The organism is Candidatus Velamenicoccus archaeovorus (genome assembly GCF_004102945.1).
Taxonomy (GTDB): Bacteria; Omnitrophota; Gorgyraeia; order Velamenicoccales; family Velamenicoccaceae; genus Velamenicoccus; species Velamenicoccus archaeovorus.
Map to the genome: position 1 here is coordinate 1528015 of NZ_CP019384.1, position 14602 is coordinate 1542616.

At 56.3% G+C, this 14602-nt stretch carries 17 protein-coding genes; 3 read left to right on the plus strand and 14 right to left on the minus strand.

Translation table 11 applies throughout. The features are described 5' to 3' along the window. Positions 1-228: 228 nt before the first annotated feature. Positions 229-492 (plus strand): 30S ribosomal protein S20, encoded by a 264-nt coding sequence (rpsT, locus tag BU251_RS07010; RefSeq protein ID WP_128700339.1) that lies wholly within the window; start codon positions 229-231, stop codon positions 490-492. On the opposite strand, the gene BU251_RS07015 is transcribed toward rpsT, so the two are convergent. Genes BU251_RS07015 through bamD form a run of 3 tightly spaced genes read right to left on the minus strand, consistent with a single transcriptional unit; the run spans position 464 to position 2654 of the window. Further along, complete coding sequence (locus tag BU251_RS07015; protein WP_128700340.1) at positions 464-1168, minus strand: DNA polymerase III subunit delta; 705 nt, start codon at positions 1166-1168, stop codon at positions 464-466. The two genes, rpsT and BU251_RS07015, sit on opposite strands and share 29 nt — an antisense overlap. After that, positions 1162-1710, minus strand: coding sequence for an LPS assembly lipoprotein LptE (gene lptE, locus BU251_RS07020; protein ID WP_128700341.1), 549 nt, complete (start codon positions 1708-1710; stop codon positions 1162-1164). Before lptE ends, BU251_RS07015 begins: the two co-directional genes overlap by 7 nt. Beyond that, positions 1707-2654 carry an outer membrane protein assembly factor BamD gene (gene bamD / locus BU251_RS07025; protein ID WP_164908912.1) on the minus strand — a complete coding sequence of 316 codons (948 nt, stop codon included), beginning with the start codon at positions 2652-2654 and terminating at the stop codon, positions 1707-1709. Before bamD ends, lptE begins: the two co-directional genes overlap by 4 nt. Positions 2655-2894: 240 nt before the next feature. Between bamD and dusB the strand changes: the two genes are divergently transcribed. Together dusB and BU251_RS07035 are read left to right on the plus strand one after the other, a co-directional pair. After that, a complete protein-coding gene (gene dusB / locus BU251_RS07030) occupies positions 2895-3863 on the plus strand; it encodes a tRNA dihydrouridine synthase DusB (protein WP_128700343.1) in 969 nt (322 codons plus the stop codon). A 26-nt stretch (positions 3864-3889) separates the two neighbouring features. After that, the gene (locus BU251_RS07035) at positions 3890-4507 is read left to right on the plus strand and encodes a hypothetical protein (protein WP_128700344.1); all 618 of its coding nucleotides are present in this window, start codon (positions 3890-3892) and stop codon (positions 4505-4507) included. Positions 4508-4568: 61 nt separating this feature from the next. Here the strand turns inward: BU251_RS07035 and BU251_RS09610 are convergent, their stop codons facing one another. The 11 genes from BU251_RS09610 to purM all read right to left on the minus strand — a co-directional run bounded on the left by BU251_RS09610 (position 4569) and on the right by purM (position 14601). Beyond that, complete coding sequence (locus BU251_RS09610; RefSeq protein WP_320416944.1) at positions 4569-5384, minus strand: NUDIX hydrolase; 816 nt, start codon at positions 5382-5384, stop codon at positions 4569-4571. Next, entirely contained in the window at positions 5381-6859 is a 1479-nt protein-coding gene (locus BU251_RS07045; protein WP_128700345.1) for a tRNA nucleotidyltransferase/poly(A) polymerase-related protein, read from the minus strand. The genes BU251_RS09610 and BU251_RS07045 overlap by 4 nt, the downstream gene beginning before the upstream one ends. 20 nt (positions 6860-6879) lie before the next feature. Further along, positions 6880-7308, minus strand: a complete 429-nt coding sequence (locus BU251_RS07050) for a bifunctional nuclease family protein (protein ID WP_228767794.1) — start codon at positions 7306-7308, stop codon at positions 6880-6882. Between the two features lie 11 nt (positions 7309-7319). After that, entirely contained in the window at positions 7320-7781 is a 462-nt protein-coding gene (gene nrdR, locus BU251_RS07055) for a transcriptional regulator NrdR (protein WP_128700346.1), read from the minus strand. 592 nt (positions 7782-8373) lie between these two features. Then, on the minus strand, positions 8374-8829 hold the full coding sequence (locus BU251_RS07060; RefSeq protein WP_128700347.1) for a deoxycytidylate deaminase: 456 nt from the start codon (positions 8827-8829) through the stop codon (positions 8374-8376). Beyond that, the gene (locus BU251_RS07065) at positions 8829-10109 is read right to left on the minus strand and encodes a serine hydroxymethyltransferase (RefSeq protein ID WP_128700348.1); all 1281 of its coding nucleotides are present in this window, start codon (positions 10107-10109) and stop codon (positions 8829-8831) included. Before BU251_RS07065 ends, BU251_RS07060 begins: the two co-directional genes overlap by 1 nt. 86 nt (positions 10110-10195) lie before the next feature. Then, complete coding sequence (rpiB, locus tag BU251_RS07070; RefSeq protein WP_128700349.1) at positions 10196-10660, minus strand: ribose 5-phosphate isomerase B; 465 nt, start codon at positions 10658-10660, stop codon at positions 10196-10198. Continuing rightward, entirely contained in the window at positions 10657-11718 is a 1062-nt protein-coding gene (locus BU251_RS07075) for an L-threonylcarbamoyladenylate synthase (RefSeq protein ID WP_128700350.1), read from the minus strand. Before BU251_RS07075 ends, rpiB begins: the two co-directional genes overlap by 4 nt. Continuing rightward, positions 11715-12203 carry a 5-(carboxyamino)imidazole ribonucleotide mutase gene (purE, locus tag BU251_RS07080; RefSeq protein WP_128700351.1) on the minus strand — a complete coding sequence of 163 codons (489 nt, stop codon included), beginning with the start codon at positions 12201-12203 and terminating at the stop codon, positions 11715-11717. Before purE ends, BU251_RS07075 begins: the two co-directional genes overlap by 4 nt. A gap of 51 nt (positions 12204-12254) precedes the next feature. Continuing rightward, positions 12255-13538, minus strand: coding sequence for a phosphoribosylamine--glycine ligase (gene purD / locus BU251_RS07085; protein WP_128700352.1), 1284 nt, complete (start codon positions 13536-13538; stop codon positions 12255-12257). Between the two features lie 52 nt (positions 13539-13590). Continuing rightward, positions 13591-14601, minus strand: coding sequence for a phosphoribosylformylglycinamidine cyclo-ligase (gene purM, locus BU251_RS07090; RefSeq protein WP_128700353.1), 1011 nt, complete (start codon positions 14599-14601; stop codon positions 13591-13593). Position 14602: the final 1 nt, after the last annotated feature.

Sequence of the window (14602 nt, forward strand, 5' to 3'; positions counted from 1 at the left end):
CTACTATTGACAATGGCGGCCTTCTATGATATAAAACCCCTTACTTATCGTCGGCCGCAAAAACAGATCGTCGAATGGGGCGTCCGATATTCCTGGATAAACTTGACCAAAAAGGTCCTCCATCCAGGAATTCCAAAGCAAGAAACCCAGGATTAATTCCGGCAAACGACTTACGTCGTAAAAACGCTTCGTAAGCCCTGCCGTCATTCAAAGGAGCTGAGAAAAGCTATGCCACAAAGAAAATGCGCATCAAAACGCTTGAGAGTCGATAAAACAAGATCCCTGGCGAACGCGGAGAAAAGGTCGCAGATCAAGAAAGAGATCAAGAATTTCCGCTCCCTCGTAACGCAGGGAAAGATCGATGAAGCCAAGGCCCAGCTGAAAGCGGTCTTCGCGAAGCTCGACCGGGCTGTCAGCAAGGGCATCCTGCACAAGAACACGGCTTCCCGTCGCAAATCCTATCTTAGCCGCGTTCTAAACAAGAAAGCTTAACCACCATAATCTCCAGGATCGCGTGATTACGCGCGTATGCGGATACGGAAGACTTGAGCTTCCGGTCCGCATCGAGCATGAGCTTGACCCCCCGTGCATACCCCTTAGGCCCGATTTTTTTTTGAGAAAAAAATCTTTCCCACTGCCAAGAAAGCCCTCCAAGGATCTTCTCTGCCCGCTCCCGATGACGCAGCAATTCCTCCAGGACCTGCAGGGCCCGGCCGGCCTGCTGTTCCGTGATGCAACGGCCCAAATCAAAGACGTTCAGCGGCACATCCTCCTTGAAACGCACGAGGCGCGCGCCGGCGCCTTCGAGCGCCTCGATGAAATCCTGCGTCTCAGAAGACATATCGCCGCGCGCCTCGGGAATATCGATGACGACAATGGTCTTCTGCGGTTTGGCGGCGATATTCCTGACAAGGGCCTCGCGCAAAGACTTCCCCAATTTGTGCGCCATGCGCAAAACCAGGAGACGCGCGCGAGCACCTTCCGTCGGCAAAAGAGAGAGGCATTCCTTAAAGTCTTGCGGGGAGATCTGATGGTCGTCGCCGTAAAGAAGCGTCGCGTTCAGGTCGCGAAGTTCGGGCGGGAATAATTCTTTGGCGATGAGCTCAAGCTTCTCGTGTTTGTGCAGCTCATCAGAGCCTACAAATAGATAGGCGGCTGGCGCTACCATGCTTCAACGGTGGTCTCCACGATCCTGCGGGCAAGGTCGATCGAAGCATCCTGGACAGCCTGGGATTCCGAGGTAGCCATGGTGCCGCTCACGAAATACGTCGCATCGCCGGCGAAATCGTTCTTCTCCCAGAGCACCTTGCCGGTCCTGTTCTCGACAAGCTTGATATTGACGAAAAGCGTCACGCGGTATTCTTCGGGATTGTCGTCGCCCGAGGCCGTGCGCAGGGTCTCCCGGCGGTAATTGACAAGGGAACCGGAAAGCACGAGATCCGCCTCCTCCCGCTGGGCGGTCCTGAGGGACCCCTCGAAATTAAAGCGGTCCACGACGGCATTGGTGATCTTATTTTCCAACAAAGGAAAATAGGTGCGGAACCGTGAACCCTCGGCATATTCAGAGGTCGTGTTGATCTTGTTGATAAAAGGTTCGACATAAACCGTCTTATAACCCGCCTCGGTGATATAGCCGCGGGTGGTATAGCCGCATCCGCAGCTGGTCAAAGCAAGGACCGCGGCACAGACCATCAAAGATAGATGTCTCATTTTTTCTTCTCCTCCAAGGCCTGCAGCCGTTCCACGGATTTTTTCGCCCAGGCGGAACTGGGATAATTGTCGACGACATACTGATAATAAATCTTGGCGCTGTCGGGAGCCTTCTGTTTTTCATAAAACAAGCCCACCTCGTAATTGGACTGGGCCTCTTTATCCCGGAGCTCATCGATGCGCTGTTCCGCCTGGTCCGAAAGCTCGGCGTCCGGGTGCGTCGTCAAAAAAACCTTGAACTTATCCACAGCTTCCTGGGTCATGCTCTGGTCATAAGAAGCGTCCAAGGACGAACGGGCCGCGCAGACGGCGATCTGGAACTTGGCCGGCTCTGCCCACTCACTCGTGGGATAATTATCCAGCACCTTTTGAAATTCATCCGTCGCCTCGGTAAAATCCCCCTTGGCCTTCAACGTCAGGCCGATCTTGTACTGGCTGGCGGCGGCATACTTACCGTAAGGGGCGTTTTCAATGACCTTGTGGAATATCTCCAGGGCCGCATTTTCACCCGTGAAACTGATCCCGGCGACGTTCTTGCGGTAGTCCAACAGCCTCTGGGCAAGGATATACTCCTGCTGGAGAACATCGTCGGTCCTTTCCGTAAAAGGATATTTGTCGATGACCTTCTGGTAGGCCTGAAAAGCTTCGTAAAATTTCCCCGTTTCTTCGAGGCATCGCCCCATATAAAACTGCGCCTCGGGGGCCTCCAGGGCGTCCGGATAATACTTCACGAGCTTTTTAAACTCATTATAGGCCGTCTCGTAATCCTTGATCTCAAGATAGCCGAGGGCAAACTTCAACTGCTCCTGGGGACTCTCCTTCGGGGCGTATTTGGGATTGGTCCATTTCTTTGATTCAGGCGTCCAAATCCAATAGCCAAAAGAAGTTTGAGAAAAGAGAAAAAAAAGGATAAGCGTCACACACGCCTTTTTCATCATAGCCATCTTACCTAAAAGCTCCATTCTGTTTATTATTATATTTACCGCCGGCGACGCGCCGGCATGATCAGCCTACCCATTCTTGCGTCCGGTACCCGTCCGGGGACCGGCGCCAGACCACGCAAGAAGCTATAATTTATCATAGCCCATCGGCTTTGTCAACGCATGAAGCCCGGCCGGCGCGGCAGACATCCCAGGCGCCGGAGCCGCTATTGACTATCCCTGGAGGCCTGTTACAATACCCCCATGTTCAAAATCGGCGACCTTCGCCTGCACTCCAATGTCCTATTGGCACCCCTGGCCGGCATCAGCGACTCTTCCTTTCGCCTGCTTTGCAGGCAGTTTGGGGCCTCTTTCACCTTCATCGAAATGATCAACGCGCGCGCGATCTCCTATAAAAACAAAAAAACAAAAAAGATGCTCGAAACAGACCCCATGGACAGACCCATCGGCATCCAACTTCTGGGCGCAGAGATCCCCTATCTTCTGCGGGCCATGGATGTCATCGCTCCCTACGATTTCGACCTCTTGGATTTCAACGCGGCCTGCCCCGTCCGCAAGGTATGCCGCCGTCAGGAAGGCGCCGCCCTCCTCAAGAACATCCCGAAGCTCAAAAACATTCTCATGGCCATGGTCAAGGCATGGAAAAAACCCGTAACGGTCAAAATCCGCAGCGGCTGGGACATAAACAGCCGCAACGCGACCGATGCCGCCTGCGCTGCCGAAGACGCAGGCGTTTCCGCCATCTTTATCCACGGACGCGATCGTCAACAGTTTTACAAAGGGACTGTGGACTATGCCGTCATCGCCGCTGTCAAAAAAAACGTACGGATCCCCGTCATCGCCAGCGGCGACATCTGGTCTGCCGCCCATGCCAAAAAGATGTTCGATGAAACGGGCTGCGACGGCATCCTCGTGGCCCGCGGAGGCCTCGGCAACCCGTGGATCTTCCGCCAGATAGAAGAATATCTCTCACAAGGACGCCTCCTGCCGGCGCCGGAGACCGAAGAAATTTTAAGCGTCATGCAGCAGCACATGGAGATGATGGTCACCGAACACGGAGAAAAGAACGGCATCGCCCTGATGCGCAAATTCGTCGGATGGTACCTGAAAGGCCGGAGATTCGTGCGATCCGTCCGCCAACGGATCAACAATATCAAAACACGCGAAGAATTCCTGGACATGATCGCCCATGCGCGCCAGTTGGCATCATGAACAAGATATGCTAAAATTGGAGTGACATGAAGAGATACGCCACATCCATAGCTGTGATGTTCCTCGCATGGAATGCGATGATGCTGTCCGCCGGGGCGGCTAAATTCGGCGACGCATCTACGGATTACGTCACACAGGACGAAATTTCCAAAACACCGATCAAGGCCCCGTCGGCAGCAACATCCGTTCCCGTCCCGGCCCCGGCATCTTCGTCAAACCCGTGGCAGGCGCCCAAGATACCCGCGTCCACCGAATTGACACCGGCCGTCGTCGTGCCCGCCGCCCTCCCGACGTCGGGCCTCGGCGCTCCCGTAGGGCCGGCCGCCATGCCGGAGATGAAAAACCTGGTCGACATCAAGCCTCCTGACATCACCGTCCCAAATTACGAAGCCAGATATAAAGCCATGCTCAACGCCAAGGCCAAAGCCATCTCCGAACGAAAGAAACACCTGAAGCTCATCGACAGGATCCTGGAAGAAGTCGCCAATTACGGCATCTGGCTTATGCTGGGATTGATCGCCTTTGTCTTGATCTACACGATCTACAAAGAAAAAGAAACGGAACAAAAAATTGTGGCCGGACAGGAACGACTGGAGCAAAAAGAGCAGGGAGAAAAGAAAGACATCTGGCAGGATGAGTTTTAAAAAAGTGTCATGGTGTCAAAGTATCAAAGTGTCGAAGCAAGAGAAAAAACCTCGCATCCCTCTAGCCCTTCTTGAATCTCAAATAATCCTCCAACACTTGCCGGTGGTCAAAAGCAAGGTCGAGTTTTTTCCATTCCTTGGAGGAAAAAACGCCAGCAGCCCCCGCATCGGAGGCGGCCTTCGGCCTGCCCTTGGCTTTTGCCACAAAGACAGTGGTCACCGTCTGGAAACGCGGATCGCGTCCCGGCGCCGAATAGGTATGCATCTGCCGTAAATCGTAAACACGAAGCCTGGTCTCTTCGGCGGCTTCACGCGCCGCTGCCTCCTCAAGGCTCTCTCCGTAATCAACGAATCCTCCAGGCAGGGCCCAGCCGAACGGCGGGTTCTTGCGCCGGATCAGGACGATGCCGTGGCCAATCTCGATGATCGTATCCACCGTCACAAAAGGACCCCATGCCAGGACATTGCGGATATGCCCCAGATATCCCTCGACGATCGCCTTCACGCGTGCGGCATCGCGGGGGCTCTTGACCCATAAGATAATCGCCCCCGGCAGATGCGATTGCCCCGTCGCGCGGATGAAACGGAAAATCTCCTGCGCCGCGATCCTGGATGCGGCAGGAAGCTCAAGGCCGGCGGCATAAAACGGCAGGACAACCGTCCTGCCCCGCCCTGTGGAACATCTCTTAAGGACAGAGGCATAAGCCACCCTCAACTCGAAAGGGCCTGCCGGCCGATCCTCATCCAGGGGCCACACGACGACGTTACCCGTTTTGCTCCGATGCAAAGGCGCCTGGCCGGAAATGACCATCCGATCGACCTTCAGGCCGTGCGGCAGGCGGACGGCAACTTCAACTTCGATATCTCTGATGTTCATCGTTCCTTTCTCCCGGGACGGCCGGCTTCTTTTTCCGCGATCATCTTGGCCAGGGCAATCGCTTGCGGCTTCGTGCGCACGCGGCCCTCCACCTGGGCGTCCTCGACAGCATCAAGGATAGTTGAAAAAACCGGACCCGGTTCCAACCTGAGTCTCCGGATAAGGTCCGTCCCGTTGATGAGCCTGACGAAAGGCTTCTGCTTCAAAGAATCAAAATACTCGCCGATGAGCGCAAACGACACTTTTTCGTGCCTCTTGCGGCTCTCCGGCGTAGCCAACGGCCCGCGCGTCGCCCGCTGATCGGCAATGGAGACCAAAAGGACGCTCACCGCCTCCTCTTTGGTGTCGCGGAAGAACCGGTGGACCGCGCGCCTGGTCAAGACCTTATTGTCGGCCAGGTAGCCGGGCCGCAGATGCCAAAAAATGATCGTATCCAGGGCGAAGCGTTCGCGCGTCGAAAGCCTGAGCCTCTCCGAAACGGCGTCCGAGATGATACGGCCGATGCGTTCATGACCGTGAAACATCGTCTTGCCTGCCTTTACCTCATGGGCCTTGGGCTTGCCGATATCATGCAGCATCGCCGCCAGTTTGATCAACTGCCTGCGGCTGCGGCCCGTCGTCATCGGTTCATCCAGGTAGCGTGCCACGTCCCGGTCGCCCCTGAAACGCCCTAATTGCTCCTCGAGCTTTCGCACCGTCTCCAAGGAATGGCCCCAAACATCCAGATGATGGTACCCTCCCTGTTTGACGTTATGCATCACACGGATCTGAGGGATAACATTCTCCAGCACGCGCCGGCGGTCCATCTTGCGGATATGCCGCCAGGCATCGCCGGCAGCCAGGACCTTGAAAAATTCATCGCGTAATCTCTCGCCCGCGACCCCCCTTAGTTGTTCCCTCTTGAGTTGTGCCAGCCTCAATGTCGCAGGCTCGATGGCAAAACCCAATGTCGCGCTTAAAGAAAAGGCCCGCAGGATGCGCAGCGGGTCTTCGTCGAAAGAAGACGGACCGACCATACGGACCGTCTTGGCATGCAAATCTTTGAGGCCGCCGCAGACGTCCAGAAGCCCCGTCCTCTTGAATGGCAGCCGCACGGCCAGCGTGTTGACCGTAAAATCCCTTTTTTTCAGGTCTGCCTCAAAATCGCGGCCCCGAAAATCAACGAAATCAAACGTCGCGGCCGGCCCGGCTACGCCCCCCTTGAAAACGAGGCGGCAGCATCCATGCTCACGGTCCAAAACGACAAAACCCGCCCTGAGGCGACGGGCCAGCATCCTGCCGAAATCAATAGCGCCGCTTTCTACGGAAAAATCGAGGTCCAAAGACGGCTTTTTGTATCCGGCAAAAAGATCACGCAGAAAGCCGCCGACCAGATAGACCTCTTTTTTTTGGGAAACGGCCAGTGCCGCCGTGGTCCGGAAGGCCCGGGAACGAAACACCGGATGGTCGGGGATAATCTTGGGTCTGGTTTTCATGGGAAATGCCGAGAGGGAAATCAGGGTTGCTGATGAAAAACCTCGGAACGCTTGATGACTTCCTCCTCGACAAAAATAGGCGCATGGGCGCGCACGGCCATGGCGACAGCATCCGAGGGCCTGGCGTCGATGATCTTCTCGGACGCTTCGCCTGAAAGCCGCAGCACGAGTTTGGCATAGAAAGTATTGTTCTCGAGCGCGTCGATCAAGATTTTGGCGACAGAAGCCCCCAGCCCCTCTATGACGGAAAACAGAAGGTCGTGCGTCAAGGGCCTTGGCGGCGTAACACCGCTCACTTTCAATTTGATCGCGTTGGCCTCGAGATATCCGATGATGATAGGCATCAGCCGCGAGCCGTTCTTCTCTTTCAAGACGATGATCTGATCCGGTCTCTTTTCGTCGATAATGATCTTGTTCAGTTCCATCTCGATCATGGCCATCCCTTCCATAGGCGCGCCGCCTATTTCCCCGCCTTTTTCAAAAGATCGCGCAATTCCGACATGAACTGGTTGACGTCCTTGAACTGGCGATAGACAGAGGCGAAGCGCACGTAAGCGACTTCATCCAGAGACGCCAGCCTGTCCATAACGAGTTCGCCCACATCCCTGGAGCGGACCTCCCGGTCGAACTTCCTGGAGATCTCGCGTTCGATACCGGTCACCACCTCTTCCATCTTCTCCAGGGAAACAGGTCTTTTCTCGCAGGCCTTCAATATCCCCGAGAGGATCTTTTTGCGGTCGAAGGCCTCCCGGCGGCCATCCTTCTTGACGACCATCAGGGCCGTCTCCTCAACAACCTCATAGGTGGTGAAGCGACGGCCGCATTTGGTGCATTCCCGCCTGCGGCGCACGGCATTGCCTTCGGAGCTCGCGCGCGAATCAATCACTTTATCGTCAACACAACCGCAGTAGGGACATTTCATTAATTTTGCCTATAACCGGGTATTAATTCCTTACAAAATTAGGCCCTCCGCTTACTTGGTATTACCTGGCTCAATCGGATGAGCCAGTATGCCGTCCAGCGGGACGCACCCGCTTATCCTATTAAAGCGGGGTGCAGCTTTCTGCGGCATGCGGAGGCCTACCCTTTCTGGGTTAACTCCGCACTTACTCGATCTGCTGAAACAGCAGACCAGGAAAATTTACGCCGGATGGCCGTCCTGGCCGGCTGCGCCCAGGCCGACGGCCTACCCTGGCGGAAATTTTCAAGCGCCCAAGTGCGGAGTCAACGTTTATTCCTTAACTTTGCCTATAATGAGGTATTTTTCCCTGCAAAGTTAACTCCGAGCCTGCGAAAGAAATTTCACGCCGGTCTACCCTGGCGTGAAATTTACGAGCGTCGAGGCGAGGAGTAACGCTTATTCCTTAATTTTGCCTGTAGCGAGAAATCGCTTCGCTCCAAAAAACAAAAATGAACGGGTTGGCGGGTTGACGGGTAAGCGGGTTAGCGAATCGAGAACTAAAACAAGCTTTTCTCTTTTAACCCGTGCACCCGTTTACGCATGCACCCGCTTACTATTTTACTTTTCTCACCTTGATCCTGGCTTCTTTCAGGAAACTCAGCGCCATCGGGTCAGGATAATGACCCGCCATCACCACTTCCTTGATGCCGGCATTGATGATCATCTTGGCGCAGATGATGCAAGGCTGGTTCGTCACGTAGATCGCGCTGTCTTTCAGAGAAACTCCATGCAAAGAGGCCTGAAGAAGGACATTCTGCTCGGCGTGCAGCCCGCGGCAGAGTTCATGCCTTTCCCCTGAGGGGATCTTGAGTTTAGCGCGCAAACATCCCACCTGCGAACAATGCTTGATCCCCGAGGGTGTGCCGTTGTAGCCCGTAGCCAGGATGCGCCTGTCTTTGACGACAAGGGCCCCGACCTTGCGGCGCAGGCACGTCGAGCGCTGGGCCACCAGATCGGCGATCCCCATGAAATACTCATCCCACCCCGGCCTGCGGTCCTTTTTTTTCATCACAATGCTCCCTTGAATTTCTTCAATAATGGTTGATACAACGGAAATTTCCTGATCAGGGCCTCTACCTTTTTGGCTGCGGCGGCGACCGCCTCTTCCTGGCCTCGGGCCGAGATCACCTCAAAAATCATGGCGGCGATCTGGCGCATTTCACGCAGGCCCATGCCCCTGGTCGTGACAGCCGGCGTCCCCAGCCGCAGGCCGCTCGTCTGAAACGGGCTTCTTTTATCAAAAGGAATCAGGTTCTTGTTGACGGTGATGCGCGCGGCATCCAGCATGGCCGCCGCTTCTTTTCCGGAAAGGTCCTTGCTGGTCAGATCGACCAAGAGAAGATGGTTGTCCGTTCCGCCGGAGACGATCCTGAGGCCCTTCTGGGCCAGCTCATCCGCCAGGCCTTTGGCATTCACGACGATCTTCTGCTGGTATTTCTTGAACTCCGGGCCCAGGGCCTCTTTCAAGGCAACGGCCTTTCCTGCGATCACATGCATCAACGGCCCGCCCTGGGTGCCGGGAAAAACGATGCTGTCGATCTTTTTGGCAAAATCCTTGCGGCAGAGGATCATGCCGCCCCGCGGGCCGCGTAAAGTTTTATGCGTCGTGGTCGTCACGAATTCCGCATAAGAAACGGGCGACGGATGCAGGCCGGCGGCGACGAGGCCGGCGATATGGGCCATGTCCACAAAAAGATAAGCGCCGACGGAATCCGCGATCTCGCGGAACCTCTTGAAATCGATGATGCGGGGATATGCCGAAGCCCCCGCCAGGATCATGCGCGGCTTATGGCGCAAGGCGAGGTCCGCCACCTCGTCGTAATCGATCGTCTCTGTCTTGGGGCTGACGCCGTAAGAAACGATCTTATAAAACATGCCGGAAAAATTATGGCTCAAACCGTGCGACAAGTGGCCGCCGCAGGCCAAATCCATCGCCAAAACCGTATCGCCGGGATTGATCGCCGCCATATAAACGGCCATGTTCGCCTGTGTCCCCGAATGCGGCTGGACATTGGCGTGGTCGGCGCCGAACAGTTGTTTGGCGCGTTCGCGCGCCAGGTCTTCGACGCCGTCGACATGCTCGCAACCGCCGTACCAGCGGGCCTTGGGATATCCTTCGGCATACTTGTTGGTCAAGACAGACCCCTGGGCCTCCAGGACGGCCATGGAGGTAAAATTCTCGCTGGCGATGAGCTCGATATTGCGATGCTGGCGATAGAGTTCTCGCGCAATCATCTTGTAGACTTCCGGATCGACGTCTTTCAAAGAACTGGCTATGGTCGGACGCATAACTTTTCAATCCTTTCCTTGGCTCGCGAAAAAACTCCGCGAGTCCGATGACACAGATTTTTAGAAATGATTACACGGATCGCCTGTCATCTGCTTCTATTCATCCGTTCGATTTTTTCTATTTTTTTAAGGCGCCGGGCGTGGCGGCCGCCTTCGAAAGGCGTGGCGAGCCACACGTCGACCATCTTTTTGGCCATGGGCCCCTTGACAAAAAAAGAACCCAAAACCAGGATGTTGGCGTCATTGTGCTGCCGCGAAAGCCTGACAGCCCGGAGCTGATGGCAGAGCGCGGCGCGCACTCCTGCCACCTTGTTAGCCACGATGCAATTGCCGATGCCGCTTTTGCAGATCAGGATCCCGCGGTACGCGCGCTTGCCGGCGACCGCACGGGCCACCTTGTAGGCCGTATCGGGATAATCCATGGACTCCTCGGAAAACGCGCCCATATCCAGGACACAAAGACCTTTTCTCCTGAGATGCCTGACGATAGCTTCTTTGAGCCGATAGCCGCCGTGATCGCAGCCGACGGCAATCCTGGATACGCAGTTCATAGCAAAGCTCCTAATTTTTGGACGGCATTCTTGATCGTTGAAAAACAATCCGCATAAAACCCTTCGGACTTGCCGATAGGATCCTCTATCTCCGCCTCGAAAGGTTCCAGACCGATATACTCGCCCAAAAGATGGATCCTTCCGGCCTCGGAAGGAAACTGCCTCATGAGCTCCTCCTGGTGCCGGCGCTCCATGGTCAGGATGATATCGGACTGACGCACCAGCTCGTCGGTAACGCGCCGAGCCCTGTGTTCGGAGGCATCGAGGCCGATGCCGTGGATCAGTTTGGCCGTCTCGTGCGTCGGCAACATCCCCAAGAACGCAAACGTCCCCGCAGAGATGACATCCACGTCCTTGCGGCCGTGGTCAACAAGATACTTCTTCAAAAGATATTCGGCCATCACCGACCGGCAGGAATTCCCCGTGCAGACAAAAAGCACCGTTTTCTTGGAAGCCTCCTGCAGGACAGCGTCTGCCGGCAGGATCCCCTCCCGCAAGATCGCGGCAGGAAGCCTGCAAAGATCTGCAACCGTCGATTCACGGCCTAGTTCGGTCGTGCCGCCGTCCAGGACAAGATCGACCAGGCCCTCCAGGCCGGCCAAAACACCTGCGGCATCACGGGGGGCCGGCTGGCCCGCCCTGTTTGCCGACGGAGCAACAACAGGAAAATCCACGCTGCCCAACAAAGCCAGCGCAATGGCATTCTTCGGCATCCTCAGACCCACGGTCTTATCATGCGGGGCGCACAAAACAAGGGTCAGCGGCCCAGGCCAAAAACGCACCATCAGCTTGCAGGCCCGCGGTGAAACATCGACAGCATACTTCTCAACATCGTTCCTGTCGGATATATGGATGGTGAATGGTTTATCCTGAGGCCGCTCCTTGATTTTTTTAAGCCTTCCCATCGCCCCTTTATGCAGAAGGTTGGCCCCGATGCCGTAAACCGTCTCTGTCGGGAAAACGACAAGACCGCCCCTCTCGAGGACGGCAGCCGCCTCCTGGATCACGAGGGGCTCGATGTGAAGCGGATCGATTTTGCAAACTTTAGTGTTCGTCAAACGCTCAACCTCGTTGCCTTGACGGCCTGCGCCTGTTTCTTGCGGAAACGTTTCAGCCGTCCCGATGCCGTCTTGGATGCCTGGCTCAAGAGCGCCACGGCAAAAAGAGCGGCATTTTTGGCGCCGGACTTTCCTATGGCGAATGTCGCGACGGGGATCCCCGCCGGCATCTGCACGATGGACAGAAGCGAATCCAGCCCTTTCAAACTTTTTGTCTCGATGGGAACGCCCAAAACAGGCACCGCCGTCAAGGACGCGATAACGCCCGGAAGCGCGGCCGCGCCGCCCGCACCCGCGATAAACGCCTTGACGCCCAAGTGGTCCATCGCCACAACAAAGGCTTCCAGTTCCTTGGGGGTACGGTGCGCCGAAAGCACCTTGGCCATGATGGGAACACGAAATTCTTTCAGGATATCGATAGCGCCCTGCATTGTTTCCAGATCAGAAACGCTGCCCATGACGATCGCAACTTCAGGCTTCTTCATATATACCCCTTATTTAAGTAATCAGTAGACAGTAGTCGGTAGTCGGTAAAATCAGCCTGTCTGCTTTTTCTCCAGCGCCCGCCAGCCGATATCCGTGCGGTAATGTGCGCCTTCGAAGCGGATCTTGCCGACGGCTTCATAGGTATGCGCGATGGCTTCCTTGAGCGTACTCCCGAGGCCGGTCACGCCCAGGACGCGGCCGCCGCTGGTGACGATCCGGCCGCCGTCTTCTTTGGTCCCGGCATGAAAAACAACGATATCCTGCATGCGGGCCGCCTCGCCTAAACCGCTGATCGCCTTGCCCGTCTCATAAGACCCTGGATATCCCTTGGAGGCCATGACCACGCAAACAGACGGACGCCTCTCCCAGCGCAACAAGGGGATTTCTTGCCCGCCGTCGACGGACCAGAGGACCGCTTCGATAATATCCGACTGCAACCGCGCCAGGACGGCCTGTGTCTCAGGGTCTCCGAACCGCACGTTGAACTCCAGGACCTTCAGACCCTTCGCCGTCATCATGAGGCCGGCGTAAAGAATGCCCGTATAAGGCATGCCTTCCTTGGCCATGCCATAGATCACCGGCTTGACCACAGTTTTCATGATCTCATCCATCACGCCCGGGGTCACGATCGGCGCCGGCGAATAAGCCCCCATGCCTCCGGTATTAGGACCCTGGTCGTGGTCAAAAACCCTTTTATGGTCTTGCGACGACGCCAGGGGCACCGCGTCTTCGCCGTCCGTCAACACCAGGATGGAAACTTCTTCACCCTGTAGGAATTCTTCGACGACGATGGTCTCGCCCGAGGCGCCGAAAATCTTCTTGACCAGCATCTCGTCTGCGGTTGCAGCCGCCTCTTCCCCAGACCGGCAGATCACAACCCCCTTGCCTGCCGCCAGGCCGTCGGCCTTCAGGACGACGGGGAATCCGAAACGGCCTGCAGCCGAGACGACCTCCGCGGCCGTGCGGCAGACGGCGAACGCGGCCGTCGGGACGCGATACTTCGCCATGATCTCCTTGGCAAAGAGCTTGCTCGCCTCAAGACGCGCCGGGCGGCGGCGCGGCCCGAAAACCTTCAGCCCCGCATCCTGGAACACATCCACAATGCCATCCACAAGGGGCGCTTCAGGACCGACCACGACGAGGTCGACAAGGCGGCTCTGCGCAAAATCCAGAAGCCCGGCAATATCGTCGGCCTTGATCGCCACGCACTCGGCAAGGCCGGCGATGCCGCCGTTGCCCGGCGCGCAATAGATCTTGCTGACGTGACGCGACTGCGTGATCTTCCATACCAGGGCGTGTTCCCTGCCGCCGGATCCAACCACAAGAACCTTCACACGACCTCCTGCCCGTGCCCAGCCTTCCCCCGCGGCGAAAATGGCACGACCATCACACAACGGCGACGCCGCCGACGCCGCTGACGATCTCGCCGATGATGGCGGCTTTGACGCCATGCCTGGAAAATGCCCGCACGATATCCATTTTGACCGCGTCCCGCACAACAGCGATCATGCCGATACCCATATTGAACGTCCGGAACATCTCTTTCTCGTCGATCTTACCCAAATGCTGCAATTCTTCAAAGATCGGAGAACGCACCCAGGCGTTCTTGTAAATGATCATCGTCATCTTGGAAGGCACGGCCCGGCCGGCCTTGTCATAAAACGCGCCGCCGGTGATATGGGCCAGGGCCTTGATGTTGCAGGACGAAGAATTAAAAGCTTTCAAGACGGACAAAACCGGCTTGACATAGATACGCGTGGGCTTGAGGAATTCCTGCGCGCGCGCGCGCAATTCCAGGGGCGTGAAGGCTTTGCGCACGAGCGAAAAACCGTTGGAATGCAACCCGGAAGACTCCAGGCCGATCACGGCATCCCCCAGGACGACGCGCGGGCTGCCGAGAATATTCTTCCTCTCGACGATACCGACACAAAATCCAGCGAGGTCATAATCTCCCGACTTATACATCCCCGGCATCTCCGCAGTCTCGCCGCCCACAAGGGCGCAATGGGCCTGACGGCACCCCTCGGCGATACCGCGCACGACGTCTTTCAGGACACCGGGCTCGATCTTGCCCGTCGCAATATAATCCAGAAAAAACAAGGGTTCCGCCCCGCTGCACAAAACGTCATTGACACTCATGGCTACCAGGTCGATACCGACGGTATGATGGATCCGGGCGGCGATGGCGATCTTAAGCTTCGTGCCGACGCCGTCGCAGGAAGAGACAAGCACGGGATCCTTGTATTTGGTCTTCGCCAAATCAAAAAACGCCCCGAACCCGCCGATCCCCCCCATGACCTCCCGCCGCTGGCTTTTTTGGACCAACCCCTTGATGCCATCCACAAAAAGGTTGGCCTTATCGATATCCACACCCGCTCGTTTATAATTCAGGCTCATG